This window comes from Streptomyces sp. NPDC002446 (assembly GCF_053595675.1).
Genome location: NZ_JBSFYC010000034.1, coordinates 35,803 through 50,749 on the forward strand (window position 1 = coordinate 35,803; position 14,947 = coordinate 50,749).

Annotated in this window: 16 protein-coding genes and 1 other RNA gene; 11 read left to right on the top strand and 6 right to left on the bottom strand. The window is 72.6% G+C overall.

The annotated features are described in order from the left end of the window. The first annotated feature begins 178 nt into the window (after positions 1 to 178). Positions 179 to 1,030 carry a hypothetical protein gene (locus ACWD6P_RS20400; protein ID WP_451445526.1) on the top strand — a complete coding sequence of 284 codons (852 nt, stop codon included), beginning with the start codon at positions 179 to 181 and terminating at the stop codon, positions 1,028 to 1,030. A gap of 144 nt (positions 1,031 to 1,174) precedes the next feature. Here ACWD6P_RS20400 and ACWD6P_RS20405 read toward each other — a convergent pair whose 3' ends face one another. Further along, entirely contained in the window at positions 1,175 to 1,369 is a 195-nt protein-coding gene (locus ACWD6P_RS20405) for a hypothetical protein (protein WP_451445527.1), read from the bottom strand. 250 nt (positions 1,370 to 1,619) lie between these two features. Between ACWD6P_RS20405 and ftsE the strand changes: the two genes are divergently transcribed. From ftsE to ACWD6P_RS20445, 8 genes are all read left to right on the top strand, one after another. Continuing rightward, the gene (gene ftsE, locus ACWD6P_RS20410; protein WP_451445528.1) at positions 1,620 to 2,309 is read left to right on the top strand and encodes a cell division ATP-binding protein FtsE; all 690 of its coding nucleotides are present in this window, start codon (positions 1,620 to 1,622) and stop codon (positions 2,307 to 2,309) included. 32 nt (positions 2,310 to 2,341) lie between these two features. Next, positions 2,342 to 3,253, top strand: coding sequence for a permease-like cell division protein FtsX (ftsX, locus tag ACWD6P_RS20415; protein WP_451445529.1), 912 nt, complete (start codon positions 2,342 to 2,344; stop codon positions 3,251 to 3,253). A gap of 67 nt (positions 3,254 to 3,320) precedes the next feature. Continuing rightward, complete coding sequence (locus ACWD6P_RS20420; protein ID WP_451445530.1) at positions 3,321 to 4,541, top strand: S41 family peptidase; 1,221 nt, start codon at positions 3,321 to 3,323, stop codon at positions 4,539 to 4,541. A gap of 18 nt (positions 4,542 to 4,559) precedes the next feature. Continuing rightward, the gene (gene smpB / locus ACWD6P_RS20425; protein ID WP_451445531.1) at positions 4,560 to 5,054 is read left to right on the top strand and encodes an SsrA-binding protein SmpB; all 495 of its coding nucleotides are present in this window, start codon (positions 4,560 to 4,562) and stop codon (positions 5,052 to 5,054) included. Between the two features lie 121 nt (positions 5,055 to 5,175). After that, positions 5,176 to 5,545: a transfer-messenger RNA gene (ssrA, locus tag ACWD6P_RS20430) on the top strand. A gap of 155 nt (positions 5,546 to 5,700) precedes the next feature. After that, complete coding sequence (locus ACWD6P_RS20435; protein ID WP_451445532.1) at positions 5,701 to 6,012, top strand: hypothetical protein; 312 nt, start codon at positions 5,701 to 5,703, stop codon at positions 6,010 to 6,012. Next, positions 6,012 to 6,968, top strand: a complete 957-nt coding sequence (locus ACWD6P_RS20440) for a WXG100 family type VII secretion target (protein ID WP_451445533.1) — start codon at positions 6,012 to 6,014, stop codon at positions 6,966 to 6,968. Before ACWD6P_RS20435 ends, ACWD6P_RS20440 begins: the two co-directional genes overlap by 1 nt. Further along, complete coding sequence (locus ACWD6P_RS20445; RefSeq protein ID WP_451445534.1) at positions 6,965 to 7,654, top strand: hypothetical protein; 690 nt, start codon at positions 6,965 to 6,967, stop codon at positions 7,652 to 7,654. The genes ACWD6P_RS20440 and ACWD6P_RS20445 overlap by 4 nt, the downstream gene beginning before the upstream one ends. On the opposite strand, the gene ACWD6P_RS20450 is transcribed toward ACWD6P_RS20445, so the two are convergent. Continuing rightward, entirely contained in the window at positions 7,647 to 8,954 is a 1,308-nt protein-coding gene (locus tag ACWD6P_RS20450; RefSeq protein WP_451445535.1) for an MFS transporter, read from the bottom strand. The genes ACWD6P_RS20445 and ACWD6P_RS20450 overlap by 8 nt on opposite strands. Positions 8,955 to 9,083: 129 nt before the next feature. On the opposite strand from ACWD6P_RS20450, the gene ACWD6P_RS20455 reads away from it, so the two are divergent. Then, positions 9,084 to 10,100 carry a LysR family transcriptional regulator gene (locus ACWD6P_RS20455; protein ID WP_451445536.1) on the top strand — a complete coding sequence of 339 codons (1,017 nt, stop codon included), beginning with the start codon at positions 9,084 to 9,086 and terminating at the stop codon, positions 10,098 to 10,100. Here ACWD6P_RS20455 and ACWD6P_RS20460 read toward each other — a convergent pair. The 4 genes from ACWD6P_RS20460 to ACWD6P_RS20475 form a co-directional block, all read right to left on the bottom strand. After that, the gene (locus tag ACWD6P_RS20460; RefSeq protein ID WP_451445537.1) at positions 10,057 to 10,494 is read right to left on the bottom strand and encodes a lasso peptide biosynthesis B2 protein; all 438 of its coding nucleotides are present in this window, start codon (positions 10,492 to 10,494) and stop codon (positions 10,057 to 10,059) included. The two genes, ACWD6P_RS20455 and ACWD6P_RS20460, sit on opposite strands and share 44 nt — an antisense overlap. Then, positions 10,491 to 10,748, bottom strand: coding sequence for a lasso peptide biosynthesis PqqD family chaperone (locus ACWD6P_RS20465; RefSeq protein ID WP_451445538.1), 258 nt, complete (start codon positions 10,746 to 10,748; stop codon positions 10,491 to 10,493). The genes ACWD6P_RS20460 and ACWD6P_RS20465 overlap by 4 nt, the downstream gene beginning before the upstream one ends. Beyond that, positions 10,745 to 12,733, bottom strand: coding sequence for an asparagine synthase-related protein (locus ACWD6P_RS20470; RefSeq protein WP_451445539.1), 1,989 nt, complete (start codon positions 12,731 to 12,733; stop codon positions 10,745 to 10,747). The genes ACWD6P_RS20465 and ACWD6P_RS20470 overlap by 4 nt, the downstream gene beginning before the upstream one ends. Positions 12,734 to 12,920: 187 nt before the next feature. Next, positions 12,921 to 13,061 carry a lasso RiPP family leader peptide-containing protein gene (locus tag ACWD6P_RS20475; protein ID WP_451445540.1) on the bottom strand — a complete coding sequence of 47 codons (141 nt, stop codon included), beginning with the start codon at positions 13,059 to 13,061 and terminating at the stop codon, positions 12,921 to 12,923. Between the two features lie 320 nt (positions 13,062 to 13,381). Here ACWD6P_RS20475 and ACWD6P_RS20480 point away from each other — a divergent pair, with 320 nt between their 5' ends. Then, the gene (locus ACWD6P_RS20480) at positions 13,382 to 14,818 is read left to right on the top strand and encodes a nitrate/nitrite transporter (RefSeq protein WP_451445541.1); all 1,437 of its coding nucleotides are present in this window, start codon (positions 13,382 to 13,384) and stop codon (positions 14,816 to 14,818) included. Positions 14,819 to 14,947 lie beyond the last annotated feature (129 nt).

Sequence of the window (14,947 nt, forward strand, 5' to 3'; positions counted from 1 at the left end):
ACGATGGTGGCTGGACTGGGAAGGCTGAGCGCGGCATGCGTATGTTCTGGGGCGCGTGTGAACGGGGAGATGAGTGGCCAGTCGGCAGTTCGTGGCCGGAACTCGCGTACCCCCATCGGCTCGCCGCCCCGTACAGCGGTGCTCCATTGACGAGTTCAGCTACTGGGGGTAGCAGTACATGACGAAGAAGACGCGGCTGCGCGTAGCGCGCATTGCGGCCGGTGCGGTGATCGCGGCGGGTGCGTCGCTCACCGCGGCCGGCGCCGCTTCCGCGGCCAGCCCGGGTGACACCGGCGGCAGCGACGGCGGGATCATCGGCGGCATCATCGGCGGGATCATCGGCGGCGGCGACTCCGGTGGTGACACCGGCGGCGACAGCGGCGGTTCCGACGACGGCGGCACGACCGACGGCGGTTCGACCGACGGCGGCACGACCGGCGAGATCGGTGGTTCGGACGACGGTGGCACGACCATCGGCGGTTCGGACGACGGCGGCACGACGATCGGTGGCTCGGACGACGGCGGCACGACCGACGGCGGTTCGACCGACGGCGGTTCCGTTGACGGCGGCACAACCGACGGCGGTTCCACGGACGGCGGTTCGACCGACGGCGGCAACAACTCCGGCGGCAACTCCGGTGGTAACTCCGGCGGCAACTCGGGCGGCAACTCCGGCGGCAACTCCGGTGGTAACTCGGGCGGCAACTCCGGCGGCAGCGTGAGCGCCGGTGGCAGCGACGGTTCCGGCGGCAGCGACAGCTCCGGTGGCAACACCAGCGGCGACTCCACCGGCACCGGCACCGACAACGAGGGCTCCAAGCCGATCGAGCAGCCCGGCAAGGGCAACGAGCAGATCGGTGACACGCCCGGCCAGGCCAAGCAGCAGGCCAAGGGCGGAGAGCTGGCGGAGACCGGTTCCTCCGGCACCACCTTCCTGCTCATCGGCGCGGCCACGATGATCGCGGGCGGTGTGGGCTTCCGTATGCTGCCCCGTCTGATCAACAAGAACGGCGGCGCTGCAGCGGCCTGACGCTGACGCGGCACCACAAGGGGCCCGGGACGCAGCTGCGTCCCGGGCCCCTCGGCGTCCGTGTGGCCCCGCGTCGTGGTGACAGGGTGGAGCCGTTGTCGGTTGCGGTGAGTGCACTACCGGTCACCGGCGCCGGTACGCGCGTCAGGCGGCCTGGTGGAGCAGCACCCCGACCGCGAGCAGCACGACCATCAAAGCCACCAGCATCGCGGGGCTGAGCTGGGCGAATATGCCGCCTGCTTGCTGCTGGAGCCGTTCCCTGCTCGCCCGGCACACAGGGCAGCGGCCCTCGCTCACAGGGGCCGCGCAGTTGGCGCACACCAGTCGGTCGTACGTCATGCGACCTCCTTCTCCACTGCACCAACGCACCGGCAGGCGCATTGGTTCCCTCTTCCACTGTGCCAGCTCCCGGACGGAACGGCGCGCCCCGCGGAATTGTGCGCCTTTTGTCCCGTAGGTGCCGTGAATAAACGCACCAACCCCTGACGGCGACTGCACCGCCCCTTGAGGTTCGCGTATGGTCACGCACACCGACGGGAGCCGCAACTCGGCAACCCGTGCCCCTATCCAGGTCGACCGTGGTGCATCTGTGATCCGATTCGACAACGTCTCCAAGACCTACCCGAAGCAGAACCGTCCCGCGCTCAGGGACGTCTCGCTCGAGATCGAGCGCGGCGAGTTCGTCTTCCTGGTGGGCTCCTCGGGCTCCGGTAAGTCCACCTTCCTGCGGCTGCTGCTGCGCGAGGAACGGGCCAGCCATGGCCATGTGCACGTGCTCGGCAAGGACCTCGGCAAGCTCTCCAACTGGAAGGTCCCGCAGATGCGGCGCCAGGTGGGGACGGTCTTCCAGGACTTCCGGCTGCTCCCCAACAAGACCGTCGGGGAGAACGTCGCCTTCGCGCTGGAGGTCATCGGCAAGCCGCGCGGCCAGATCCGCAAGACGGTCCCCGAGGTCCTCGAACTCGTCGGCCTCGGAGGCAAGCAGGACCGCATGCCCGGCGAGCTGTCCGGTGGTGAGCAGCAGCGCGTCGCCATCGCACGGGCCTTCGTCAACCGCCCGATGCTGCTCATCGCGGACGAGCCGACCGGCAACCTCGACCCGCAGACCTCGGTCGGCATCATGAAGCTGCTGGACCGGATCAACCGGACCGGCACCACGGTGGTCATGGCCACCCACGACCAGCAGATCGTCGACCAGATGCGCAAGCGGGTCATGGAACTCGAAAAGGGCCGTCTCGTCCGCGACCAGTCGCGCGGCGTGTACGGCTACCAGCACTAAGCGTGTACGGCCCCCAGCACTGAAAGGACGCCATGCGCGCCCAGTTCGTCCTGTCGGAGATCGGCGTCGGTCTCCGCCGAAACCTCACGATGACCTTCGCCGTCATCGTCTCCGTAGCCCTCTCGCTGGGCCTGTTCGGCGCCTCGCTGCTGATGCGCGACCAGGTCAGCACCATGAAGGGCTACTGGTACGACAAGGTCAACGTCTCCATCTTCTTCTGCAACAAGAACGACGCCGAGACCGGTGCCAACTGCGCCAAGGGTGCGGCCACCCAGCAGCAGAAGGACGACATCAAGGCGGAGCTAGACCGGCTGCCGATCGTGCAGGACGTGCAGCACGAGACCAGCGACCAGGCCTACAAGCACTACAAGGAGCAGTTCGGCGACACGCCCGTCGCCGGTCTGGTGACGCCCGACCAGCTGCCGGAGTCCTACCGCGTCAAGCTCAAGGACCCGACGAAGTTCAAGGTCATCAAGTCGGCGTTCTCCGAGCGGCCCGGTGTCCAGGAGGTGCAGGACCAACGGGACACCGTCGAGCCGCTGTTCAACCTCCTCAACGGCATGAACTGGGCAGCGATCGGGATCATGGTGCTGATGCTGATCGTCGCGCTGCTGCTGATCGTCAACACCGTGCGGGTGTCGGCGTTCAGCCGGCGGCGGGAGACCGGGATCATGCGGCTGGTGGGAGCGTCCAGCTTCTACATCCAGATGCCGTTCATCCTGGAGGCCGCCATCGCGGGGCTGCTCGGCGCGGCCCTCGCCTGTGTGCTGATCGTCGGCGGCAAGTACATCCTCGTCAACAACTGGCTGGCGGAGAAGATCCAGGTGATCAACTTCATCGGTTGGGACTCGGTGGTGGCGGTCCTCCCGCTGGTGCTGCTGATCGGGCTGCTGATGCCCGCGCTCGCCGCGTTCTTCGCGCTGCGCAAGTACCTCAAGGTGTGAGCTTTGCCAAGGGCGCCGTACGGTCAACTCGCCGTGCGGCGCCCCTTTGTCCCCTAGACTCACCGGCATGTCGGGCCCGTGTTCGTACGACCGGCCCCGCCGCATTCGCCGCGGGGCGGCCCTGACGTTGTTCCTCGCCGGTGTCCTCGCCACGGGCGCGGCGACCGGCACCTGGGGCGACCGGGCGGAGGGCGCCGCGGGCGGCCGGGCCCCCGACCATGCGGCCTTCGGGGCGCACGCCCCCGAATCGGCCACCGCCGACCGGGCGGCCGTCGAGCGGGCCGCCAGCGAGGCCGTCGAGGACGGCAAGTCCGGTTCGCAGGCCGCCGCCGAGGTCGTCAGCCGCAGCGGGGACCGCTGGTCGGCGATCTACACACCGGGCGAGTTCGAGGACTTCCAGGAGCAGTTGGACGGCTCGTACGTCGGTGTCGGTCTGTGGGTGCGGCAGTCGGCCGATGGCCGGACCGAGGTGTCCCGGGTCCAGTCCGGCGGCCCCGCCGCGCGGGCCGGTATCGCCGTGGGGGACCGGCTGCGCGCCATCGACGGCCGGGCCACCCGCGGCCGGCCGGTCACCGAGACCGTCGCCCGGCTGCGCGGCGCCGCCCCGCCCGGCTCCGCCGGGTCCGCCGCCGGGGCGGGCACGCCCGTACGCCTGGACCTGGAGCGCGGCGACCGCCGCTGGAGCGCGACCCTGCACCGCACCCGGGTGCGGACCCGGAACGTCGTCACCGACCGGCCGGCCGGGGCGCACGGCCCGACCCGCGTCAAGATCGCCGCGTTCGCCAAGGGCACCGGCGCGGCGGTCCGCCGCGCGGTCCACGACGCCTCCCCGCGGGGCGGACTCCTGCTGGATCTGCGCGGCAACACCGGCGGGCTGGTCACCGAGTCCGTCGCCACCGCCGGCGCCTTCCTGGACGGCGGCCTGGTCGCCACGTACGACGTACGGGGCAGCCAGCGCGCCCTGTACGCCGAGCGCGGCGGCAACACCCGCCTCCCGCTGGTGGTGCTGGTCGACGGCGGGACGATGAGCGCCGCCGAGCTGCTGGCCGGCGCACTCCAGGACCGGGGCCGGGCGATCGTGGTGGGTTCGCCGACCTTCGGCAAGGGCTCGGTGCAGATGCCCAGCCGGCTGGCGGACGGCTCGGTCGCCGAGCTGACCGTGGGCCACTACCGCACCCCGTCCGGCCGGGCCGTCGACGGGGCGGGTATCACCCCCGACCTGGTGGTCGAGGACCATGCCGAGAAACGGGCCCGCACAGTATTGAGTGGCCTCGGGACCGGTGCTTAGTGCGAAAATGGCGGCACTATGAGCAAGCAGACTAAGGACAAGGCCCCCGGGCGCAAGCTCGTGGCGCAGCACAAGAAGGCGCGGCACGACTACCACATTCTGGACACCTATGAGTGTGGCCTGGTGCTGACCGGCACCGAGGTGAAGTCGCTGCGTCAGGGCCGGGCGTCGCTGGTGGACGGATTCATCCAGATCGACCGCAATGAGGCCTGGCTGCACAACGTGCACATCCCCGAATACGCCCAGGGCACCTGGACGAACCACGCGGCCCGGCGCAAGCGGAAGCTGCTGATGCACCGCGCCGAGATCGACAAGCTGGAGTCCAAGAGCCAGGAGTCGGGGCACACGATCGTGCCGCTGGCCCTCTACTTCAAGGACGGCCGGGCAAAGGTGGAGATCGCGCTGGCCAAGGGCAAGAAGGAGTACGACAAGCGGCAGACGCTCCGTGAGCAGCAGGACCGCCGCGAGGCGGAGCGGGCGGTGTCGGCGGCCCGCCGGCGGCAGCGGGCCTGACCTGCGGGAGGGACGCGGGGAATACGCTGGCACCCGGCGGCGTTGTTCCCGTACGATGCAGGTGCATCCCGCGGGACGGGGTGTGCGGATTGATGCGGTTTGTCAATTAAATACAGAACATGGGGATGATCGGTTTCGACAGCGGATGTCGAAGCAGGGGAAGCGTGTCGAGGAAGCGGCAATGATCTCGTAAACCATATGTCGCAACCAATAATCGCCAACACCAAGCGCGATTCCTTCGCCCTCGCTGCCTAAGTAGCGACTTGCGAAGTGTCAGCCCGGGGCTGTTCCCGACCCGGATCCTGGCATCAGCTAGGGAACTAAACTTCTAGACCCGGTCACGGGGTGTAGAAGGAAATCAAACAGTGACTGAGCCCGTCGGAGACTTGTCCGCGTGATCTCCGGGGCCGAGAAAATCGCAGCGGACTGCACACGGAGAAGCCCTGGTTCCGCACCGTTGGACGCGGGTTCGATTCCCGCCATCTCCACAAGACTCATCCCATGTGAGGCTCAGGCCCCGCTCGTCCGACAGGACGGCGGGGCCTGAGTCGTTTGCGCTCCCGGCCCGGGCTCCCCGCGAGGGGTTTGACGGATCCTTGACACAGGGTGTGTCATGGCGCGGTAAAGCGATGGCAACGGGGGAGTAATGGGCCAGGGCACCAACGTCGAGAGCGACGCGCTGCGCCGCTACGCCAACGCCGCGGAGAGCGCGGCTGACAAGATCGCCCAGATCCGCAAGCGGACGTCCGGTCTGGATCTGTCGGACGGCGTGTTCGGGCAGCTGCCCGAGGCGAACAACCTGCGGGCCGACTACATCGAGCAGAAGGACCAGTCGGGTACCGACCTCGAAGGCGCCGCGGAGATGCTGCGGACCATCGCCGAAGCGGTCCGTGGCTCCGCGGAGAACTACGACTCCAACGAAGAGGAGACCGCGCGCGGCTTCGGTGGTGGCGCCTGATGGGGGCGGGGCAGGCCGCGTCGAGCGCTCTCGACCGGATCAACTACACCCTGGACTGGAGCAATCCGCTCGCGGCCACCCTCGACGAGATCATCAAGGGCATCCTCAAGGAGTGCGGCGCCGACGACTGGTTCGACTGGGTCACCGGCGACAGCGAGCAGCTGGAGCAGACCGCCCGGGAGTGGCGGGACGCGGCGCGGGACCTGCGCGGTGTCGTCGAGGACCTCCTGGCGGAGCGCAGGGCCGTCCAGCAGTCGTGGCAGGGCGACGCCGCCGAGGGGTTCGGCAAGACCATGACGGACTTCGAGCAGGCGCTGCTCGGTGAGGCCGACGACATGGACACGATCGCCGAGCTGCTGGAAATGGCGGCCGCGGCCTGCGCCATCGCCGAGCAGGCGATGACCGAACTCCTCGTGGAGATCGTGGAAGCGCTGATGGTCACCGCCGCGACGACGGCGATCCTCGCCGTGCTGACGGCCGGCGCCGCGGCGGCGATCGGTCCGCTGGCGGGCGCGGCGAATGTCGCCTACCGGGCGGCGAAGGCCACCAGGATCGCGGCCAAGCTGGCCGACAAGCTCGCCGACATCGCCAAGCAGACGCGGGCCCTGGCGAAGCTCTCCCGGCTCCGGCGGTATCTGCGCGGCCTGGACCGCGCGAAGATCAAGGAGTGGAAGGGCGCCAAGTGGAAGATCGCCGGAAGCCTGCGGCGCGGTGAGATGCCCGACGCGGCCGATGTCGCCCAGTACCTCGCCTGGAAGCAGGGCAAGAAGCTGGCCAAGGGCGTCCTGGGCGTCGATCCCGGCGGTGCGGTGACGGGCGCCGCGCAGGAGGGCGCCCCGGCGCTCGCGGAAGAGGCGTACGAATACGGCCGGCGCCCGGATCCCAAGAGCTTCGACGAGCGGATGGACCAGTCGCCGGAGCAGGCCAAGCGGTCGGTGCGGGAGGCCTTCGGGTGAGGTTCGCCGACGAGCTGTGGTCGGGGCTCAAGTCCGGGCTCAAGTCCGCGCTGGTGCCCACGGACCGGTATGCGCTGGCCCGCGCGGTCACGGAGCGGGCCGCGGCCGTGCTGCCGCCCGGGGAGCGGATCGTCGCCGGCCATCCGATCGAGGCGGGCGAGCAGCTCCCGGAGCCGCCCCGGCACTTCCGGCAGGAGGCGTTCTCGGCGCAGCGCACCACCGGTGACCGGCTCGCTGACGGGATGAGCCGGGCCGAGTGGGGGCTGCACCGCCTCAACCCCGTCAATGCGGTGGTGGACCGCTGGGACGACCGCCATGACACTCCGCAGATGGCCGGGGGGTGGGAGAGCCTCGGTGGGCAGCTGGCGGCCGTGCTGCGGCCCCGCTGTTCGTTCCGCTATCTGTCGGTGCTGCTGGTGACCGAACGGCATCTGCATGTGGTGCGGGTGCGGCTGGCGTCCAACAGGCGCGAGCCGAAGGCCGGTGCCGATGCGGTGGAGTACGCATGGCGGGTGGAGCGGCGGCAGACCGACTGGCTGCGCAACCGTACCGATGTGCGGCACGGTACGCACGAGGTCGGCTTCGTGGACGGTTCCTGGGTGACGTTCGCCTTCACGGTCGGCGGGTACGGCCCGGTCGTGGAGACCTTCCCGCGGCGGTTGCGGTACACGGACCCGGTCAGCTGACGGGCGTCGGCGGGCGGCTGGGGCGCCGTCGGGCCGTGAGCTGGGTGACGGTCAGTGCGAGGGCGGCCGCCGCCGCGGGCACCGCGTACGCCGCGCCCGTCCCGGCCAGGTGGTCCACGGCGAAGCCGCCCGCCGCCGCGCCGGCCGCGATGCCGCCGAGCAGGGCCGTCACGGCGAGCGTCATCCCCTCGTTCAGCTGAGCCGCCGGGGTGCGGGACTGGACCAGCCCCATGCCGGTGACCATGGTCGGTGCGGTGGCCATACCGGCCGCCAGGAGGGCGGCGGCCAGCACTGCCGGGCTTCCGGTCGTGGCGGCGAGCAACGGCAGCAGCATCAGGGCGGCCATGGCGCCGACACAGACGCGCAGGCGGTTTCCGCCGCTGTCCGCCGGGCGCAGCAGGCCGTAGAGCAGCCCGGCGACGCAGGACCCGGCGGCCTGGAGGGCCAGCAGGGCCCCGGCGGCGGAGCGGATGCCGTGGTCGTCGGCGTAGGCGAGGGTGACGACCTCCAGGGAGCCGAAGATCGCGCCGGTGCACAGGAAGGTGAGCAGCAGGGGCGGCAGGCCGGGCAGCCGCAGCGGGGAGACCGCCCGGGTGCCGGATGCCGGCCGCGGGGCGACCGGCGGCTCGGTGCGGCGCTGGGCCGCGAAGAGCAGTACCCCGCTCAGCAGCAGTGCCGCCGCCACCGCCGTGCCGGCCTCGGGGAAGAGCGTGGTGCACAGCAGGGTGGCGAGCACCGGCCCGAGCATGAAGCACAGCTCGTCCGCGGCCTGTTCGAAGGAGTTGGCGAGGTGCCGGGCGGCCGGGTCGTCGCGGAAGAGGTGCGCCCAGCGGGCGCGGGACATCCCGCCGGTGTTGGGGGTGGTGGCGGTGGCGGTGTACGAGGCGAAGAGGGTCCAGTCGGGCGCGCCGTGGCGTACGCACAGGAGCAGCGAGAGCGAGCCGAGGACGGCCATCACGGTGGCCGGGACCGCGATCCGGGCCTGGCCGTAGCGGTCGACGAGCCGTGCGGTCCACGGTCCGACCAGCGCCGTCGCCGCCAGTCCGGTCGCGGTGACCGCGCCGGCCAGGGCGTAGGAGCCGCGCGCGCCGGCGATCATCAGGACCGCGCTGACGCTGAGCATCCCCATCGGCAGACGGGCCGTCAGGTTGGCGGCGGTGAAGGCGCGGGTGCCCGGGACGGCGAAGATCCGGCGGTAGGGGGCGACGGGGGACCGGAACCGCACGCGGCGCGGGGCGGGGCGCGGGGCGGAGCGTACGGGCGGGGCCGTGACGGGGCGGGCGGCGAGGAAGAGGATCATGCCTCTACGGTCGCGGCAGCCCCCGCCGCCGGTCCAACACCTGATCGGCACCCATTGACGCGGCTGTGTTGTCAATCCTCGGTGCGGGGTGCCGGAGCGCGGCGGGCGGGGCACTGCCAGGATGGCCGGATGCCGTTCGCCATCGATCCGCGTCTGCTCCGGGCGTTCGTCGCCGTCGCCGAGGAGCTGCACTTCACCCGCGCCGCGGCGCGGCTCTACCTCGCCCAGCAGGCGCTGAGCCGCGATATCCGGCGGCTGGAGCGGGAGTTGGACGCGGCCCTGTTCGTGCGGACCACTCGCCAGGTGGCGCTGACGGCCGACGGCGAGCGGCTGCTGCCGTACGCGCGGCGGGTGCTGGCGGCGCACGAGGAGCTGGCCGCGGCGTTCCGGCCGGCGCCCGAGCGGCCGCTGCTGGTCGATGTCGGGGTTCCGGTCGGCACCGCGCACCGCGTACTGGAGGAGGCCAGATGCCGGGTCCCGGACAGCTGTGAGCTGGTCGCCCGCTTCCACAGCGGGCTGACGGGCGCGGCGGCCGAACTGGCGGCCGGGCGGCTCGATGTCTCCTTCGGGCGGTACGCGGGCCTGCCGCCGGCCGTCCGGGCCGGTCTCGACCATCAGCCGGTGCGGCTGGAGCCGATGGCGGTGCTGCTGCGCGCGGAGCATCCGCTGGCCGCGCGGCCCGCGGTCCCCCTCGCCGAGCTGGCCGGCGAGACGCTCTACGCGGCCGCCGGGAATCCGCAGACGGCGGAGTGGACGGAGCTGGCGGCGCGGCTCTTCGCGGGCCGGGGTATCGCGATGGCCGAGCCGTTCCCGGAGATCGAGGGGTCGCAGGAGTTCGTACGGGTGGTGCGCAAGCGGGGGTGGTCGGTGCTGGCGAGTGTGGAGTTCATCGACGTGCCGGGGATGGTGCTGCGGCCGCTCGTCGGGCCCGTGCCGCTGTCGCCGGTGTCGATGGTGTGGCGGCGGGGGCTGCGGCACCCCGGGCTGGGCGCGCTGCGGGCGGCGGCCCGGGAACTCGCCCGGCAGGGCGGGTGGTTGACCGTCCCTGAGGGCGGCTGGCTGCCGCCGGAGGACGCCCGGGTGATGGGGGCGGCCGGAGCCGTCAGCCCGGGGGCAGGGGGTGCCGGGGCCGCGCCGGGACGCTGAGGACGAGGTGGTAGAGGGCGGTGTCGGCGGGTTCGCCGACCGGCCGGCCGTCGACGGCGACCCAGGCGTGGGCGCGGAAGGGCTCGGTGCGCACGCCGGTGCACCACTGGGGCCAGTGGCCGCGGGCGCGGCACAGCAGGACGGTGGCCAGGGAGCGGGGCAGGCAGCCGTTGCCGGCGCAGTGCAGGCTGACCGTGACCACGGCCCGGCGGGCCCGTAGCGCCTCGGCCGCGGTGGCGGGCCGGGCGCCGCGCCGGATGTGCTCCAGGAGGCGGCACAGCCGGTGCGGCGGCAGACGGGACAGGGCGCGGGCGGCGGCCACCGCGCAGTGCGCGGCGCAGCGTTCGCGGAGGGTGAGCCGGGCGCGGGCGCCGAGCCGCACGGGGATGCTCATGTGGTCACCAGCCGGGCCGTGACCAGGGACTTCAGCAGCGCCTCGGCGTCGGCCTCGGCGCGGTCGGCGGCGTCGGGGTGGCGGGCGCGCAGCTGGTCGGCGGCGGTGCGGCAGGTGCCGCCGGTCAGGAGGTGGTCGAGGACCAGGGTGCCGGTGTGGTTCATCTGCCAGTAGCGGCCGGTGCGGGTGTCGAGCAGCACCGTGCCGCCGGCCGTGGGGGTGCTGGAGACGTACGGGGCGAGGGCGAAGGTCATCCGGATCCTTTCGCGGTGAGGGGGACGGCAGGTGCGGGGGTGTGGCCGGGGGTGACGGCGCGCAGCCAGTACTCGGTGGCGAGGGTGGGGTCCAGGGCGCGCAGTGCGTGGGTGTGCGGCTGGAGCGAGGTCAGGTGGTGGCGCAGGACGGCGGGCCGGATCAGGCCGCGCCCGGCCAGCAGGGAGTCGTCGCACAGGGCGGACAGCGGACGGCGGTGGGTGCGCAGACCGGCGTAGACCTCGGCGCTGTGCTCGCCCTTGGTGCCGCGGCCGAGCAGGGCGCCGGGGACGATGCCGCGCAGCGCGCGGGTCAGCAGGGGTTTGTGGACGCCGGCCCGGGTGCGCTCGGCGAGCTGCAGGGTGAGTGCCGCCTCGATGACGGCCGTGTCCAGGAACGGCGCTTCGTAGCGGATGCCGTATGCGTCGGTCAGGCCGCCGATGCCGCGGATGATCTCCCCGGCGCGGAGGGCGGCGCGGACGGTCTCGTGCTGGGAGCGCAGCGGTGCGAACGGCTCGGGGGCCTCGGCCGCGGCCTCCCGCAGCAGCCGCCGGACGGTGGCGACGGCGTCGGGGTGTGCCCAGGGCGGCATGCCCGGCACGACCTCCCAGTCGGCGCCGGTGGTCCGTACGTCGCCGCCGGCCGTCACCCGGGGCGCGCTCCCGGCCAGCCACCGCGGGTAGGGGCGGCCGCCGAAGAGCGTGCGCAGGGTGTCGCGGGCCTTCCAGTGGCACAGGTGGTGGGCGGTCCAGGCGCGCCGGGCGGCGGTGCGCAGATCGCTGCGGGCCAGGGAGTTGAGGGCCACCGGGCGGTGGCTGAACAGTTCGTCGCCGCCGACGCCGACCAGATGCAGCCGGGAGCCGCGCGCGGCGACCAGGCGCGCCTGGTGGGCGATCCGGGCCGCCTCGCGGATGACGGCGAGCGGGGCGGCCGGGTCGGCGGGGGTGGCGTGGACGGGGTCGGTGGGCGGGGTGTACCAGGTGGGGGCTTCGGTGTGCGGCAGGGAGAGGTGTTCGCCGGCGCAGGGGCAGGACCGGCGGTCCGCGGGCCGGCCGGTGGTCTGCCTGCGCCGTCGTTCCGCGGCGCTCAGCTGGGCCGCGCTGCGGGCGCTCCATGTCGTGTCGTCGTTGGCGGGGTCGCGGCACGCCCAGGACGTGGTGATCAGCCGGATGTCCTCGCGGGCGGCGAGGAAGCACAGGCCGGTGGAGTCGGTGCCGCCGGAGAGGTCGGCGCTGAGCGTGCCGCGCGCCTCGGACGTGCCGCAGATGGCGTTGCGCCGGGCGCGGTGGGCGCGGGCCGCGACCGCGTCGGTCAGGGCCTGGCGTACGGCCTGGGCCGCGTGCTCCAAAGAGGCGTCCGGCTCCGGCGCCCGCCACCAGCGGGCCACGCTGTGGCGCCCGTTGGCGTACAGGGTGAGGTGGTGGCCCGGGGGCACGGCCGCGACCGCGCGCCATAACGGGCGCAGGGCGAGGGGGAGCGGCGCGAAGGGGAACAGCAGGCGCAGCGCCAGCGATTCCTCGTCGATGAAGCCGGCGCCGGGGGCGGCGGGCGGCAGGGCGGCCAGGTCGGCGGCGCGGGTGAGCGCGGCCAGGTCCTGGGGCCGGTTGCCGGCGACGGTGACGCCGGCGATGCGGGTGTGGTGGATCTGGTGGACGGTGGCGAGGTCGCCTTGGCAGCGCAGATCGCCGTCGGCGGCGGCCAGCAGGGTGTAGCTGCCCGGGATGCGGCGGGCGCGCTGCCCGATGCCGTCGAGGTGGCCGGGTCCTGACAGCAGCCGGGTCAGCGAGTCCGGGGTCGCGGAGGCGGTGCCGAGGAGCACCGCACGGCGCGGTCCGGCCTCGGCCGTCACCACCTCGTCGGCGGACCAGTGGCCGGTGATCCAGACGCGGCCCGAGGGGTGGCGGAGGGTGCGGCGGGACGGGCTCTCGGGCAGGCAGCGGCTGAGCGCGTCGGTGGCGGGGTGGTCGGGCAGGACGAGGAAATCCACGGTGGGGGAGCGCTCCAGTCGGTGGCGGTGGCGGTGGCGGTGGCAGTGGCGGTGGCGGAGAGAGGACGGGCGGGACGGCGGGGCCGGGCGCCGGGGCGGCCGGAATCGGCCGGAATCTGCCGGTGGGCCGAGGGGCGGCCCTGCCGGAGCGGTGCACCCCGGCGGGGCCGGTCCCGTCAGCGGACCGTCAGAAGAAGAACCCGCCCAGGCCGTCGAACTGGAGCCCCGCGAACCCGAGCGTCAGCTCGCTGAAGTCCCCCACCTCGACCAGTTCGGGCGCCTCGTACTCGGCGTCGGCCGTGCCCTGGACGTCCTGTGCTTCCTGCATCGCGCACTCCCTTCTCATCGGGGCGCCACATACTTTTCGGCCACGATCCGTGCCGAGACAATTACGCAGCGCATTCGCCAGGAAATGCTGACAGTGTCCACGTCAATCTGACATTGCCTCGAACGGGTGATGCCGGGGGCGTGTGAGGCACAGCGGCGCGGCCCCGTCCCGGCGCACACGCCGGAGCATCCGCCGATCGCTCACGGACCGGCCGCGCGCCGCGTGAGCGCAAGGTTTCGCGGAGGTCACCTACCGCCACGGCACCGAAATCCGCCGTCCCTACCTTCGGGGGCAGACGACCCGACTCCCTGGGAGGCGTGATGACGGCCGAGGCCGCGGGCACCCGTAGCGACAGTCCTGACGAGAGCCGTACCGATCGCACCCGGCGGGGCGGGCGGTGGATCGAGCGCTGGGAACCGGAGGACGAGGGCTTCTGGCGGGAGACCGGGGAGCGGGTCGCCCGGCGGAACCTGGTGTTCTCCGTGCTCTCCGAGCACATCGGGTTCTCCATCTGGAGCGTGTGGTCGGTGATGGTCCTGTTCATGGGGCCGGAGTACGGCATCGATCCGGCCGGGAAGTTCTTCCTGGTGGCGATGCCGACGCTGGTGGGCGCGGTGCTGCGGGTGCCCTACACCTTCGCGGTGGCGCTGTTCGGCGGCCGCAACTGGACGGTGATCAGCGCGGCGCTGCTGCTGGTGCCCACCGCGGCGACCGCGGCGGTCATGCACCCGGGCACCTCGTACACCACGTTCATGCTGGTCGCGATGCTGGCGGGGGTCGGCGGCGGGAACTTCGCCTCGTCCATGACGAACATCAACTCCTTCTTCCCGCTGCGCAAGAAGGGGTGGGCACTGGGCCTGAACGCCGGCGGCGGCAACATCGGTGTGCCGGTGATCCAGCTGCTGGGGCTGCTGGTGATCGGAACGGCCGGGGCCGGCCGGCCGCGGATCGTGCTCGCCGTCTATGTGCCGCTGATCGTGCTCGCGGCGGTGCTCGCGGCGCGGTACATGGACAACCTCGCGCCGGTGACGAACGACACCGGAGCGGCCCGGGACGCCGCCAGGCAGCCGCACACCTGGGTGATGTCGCTGCTGTACATCGGCACGTTCGGGTCGTTCATCGGCTACAGCTTCGCCTTCGGCCTGGTGCTGCAGAACCAGTTCGCGCGCACCCCCCTGCAGGCGGCGTCGCTGACGTTCATCGGGCCGCTGCTGGGGTCGCTGATCCGGCCGGTCGGCGGGCGGCTGGCGGACCGGTTGGGCGGCGCCCGGATCACGCTGGGCAACTTCGCGGCGATGGGACTGGCCACCGGCGTGGTGATCTACGCCTCGGCGGTGCGGTCGCTGCCGGTGTTCCTCGTCGGGTTCATCGCGCTGTTCGTGCTGACGGGCCTCGGCAACGGCTCCACGTACAAGATGATCCCGGGGATCTTCCAGGGCCAGGCGCTGCGGCGCGGGCTGGCGGGCGAGGCGGCCGAGGCCTACGGGCGGCGGCTGTCGGGCGCGGCGATGGGGCTGATCGGCGCGGTGGGCGCGCTGGGCGGACTGGGCATCAACCTCGCCTTCCGGCAGTCGTTCGCGGCCACCGGCTCGGGCACGCCGGCGTTCGTCTCGTTTCTGTTCTGCTACGTGGTGTGCGGCGCGGTGACCTGGGCGGTGTATCTGCGCCCGGTGGCCCGCGCGCGGCGTACGGCGCCGGAGGGGGCCGCCGCGGCGGTCGCGGAGGGCGAGCGTCGCCCGGTCTACGCGGAGGTGTGAGGCGGCCGGGCCGGCCCGGCGGCCGTATCCAGCCCGCCGGGCCGGGCCCCGGCGCGCGGCGTCCGAGGGGGGCGCCGCGCGCCGCGCCGTAACCGCGGGGAAATACTGGAGGACCGGGCCTGTCACGTG

Bases quoted from the DNA above. Each gene is read 5' to 3' on its own strand.
- ACWD6P_RS20460 (WP_451445537.1), bottom strand. From the start codon at position 10,494: ATGAGCATCCCCGTGCGGCTCGGCGCCCGCGCCCGGCTCACCCTCCGC.
- ftsX (WP_451445529.1), top strand. From the start codon at position 2,342: ATGCGCGCCCAGTTCGTCCTGTCGGAGATCGGCGTCGGTCTCCGCCGA.
- ACWD6P_RS20450 (WP_451445535.1), bottom strand. From the start codon at position 8,954: ATGATCCTCTTCCTCGCCGCCCGCCCCGTCACGGCCCCGCCCGTACGC.
- ACWD6P_RS20475 (WP_451445540.1), bottom strand. From the start codon at position 13,061: ATGCAGGAAGCACAGGACGTCCAGGGCACGGCCGACGCCGAGTACGAG.
- ACWD6P_RS20435 (WP_451445532.1), top strand. From the start codon at position 5,701: ATGGGCCAGGGCACCAACGTCGAGAGCGACGCGCTGCGCCGCTACGCC.
- ACWD6P_RS20405 (WP_451445527.1), bottom strand. From the start codon at position 1,369: ATGACGTACGACCGACTGGTGTGCGCCAACTGCGCGGCCCCTGTGAGC.
- ACWD6P_RS20440 (WP_451445533.1), top strand. From the start codon at position 6,012: ATGGGGGCGGGGCAGGCCGCGTCGAGCGCTCTCGACCGGATCAACTAC.
- ACWD6P_RS20480 (WP_451445541.1), top strand. From the start codon at position 13,382: ATGACGGCCGAGGCCGCGGGCACCCGTAGCGACAGTCCTGACGAGAGC.
- ACWD6P_RS20465 (WP_451445538.1), bottom strand. From the start codon at position 10,748: ATGACCTTCGCCCTCGCCCCGTACGTCTCCAGCACCCCCACGGCCGGC.
- ACWD6P_RS20400 (WP_451445526.1), top strand. From the start codon at position 179: ATGACGAAGAAGACGCGGCTGCGCGTAGCGCGCATTGCGGCCGGTGCG.
- ACWD6P_RS20455 (WP_451445536.1), top strand. From the start codon at position 9,084: ATGCCGTTCGCCATCGATCCGCGTCTGCTCCGGGCGTTCGTCGCCGTC.
- ACWD6P_RS20420 (WP_451445530.1), top strand. From the start codon at position 3,321: ATGTCGGGCCCGTGTTCGTACGACCGGCCCCGCCGCATTCGCCGCGGG.
- smpB (WP_451445531.1), top strand. From the start codon at position 4,560: ATGAGCAAGCAGACTAAGGACAAGGCCCCCGGGCGCAAGCTCGTGGCG.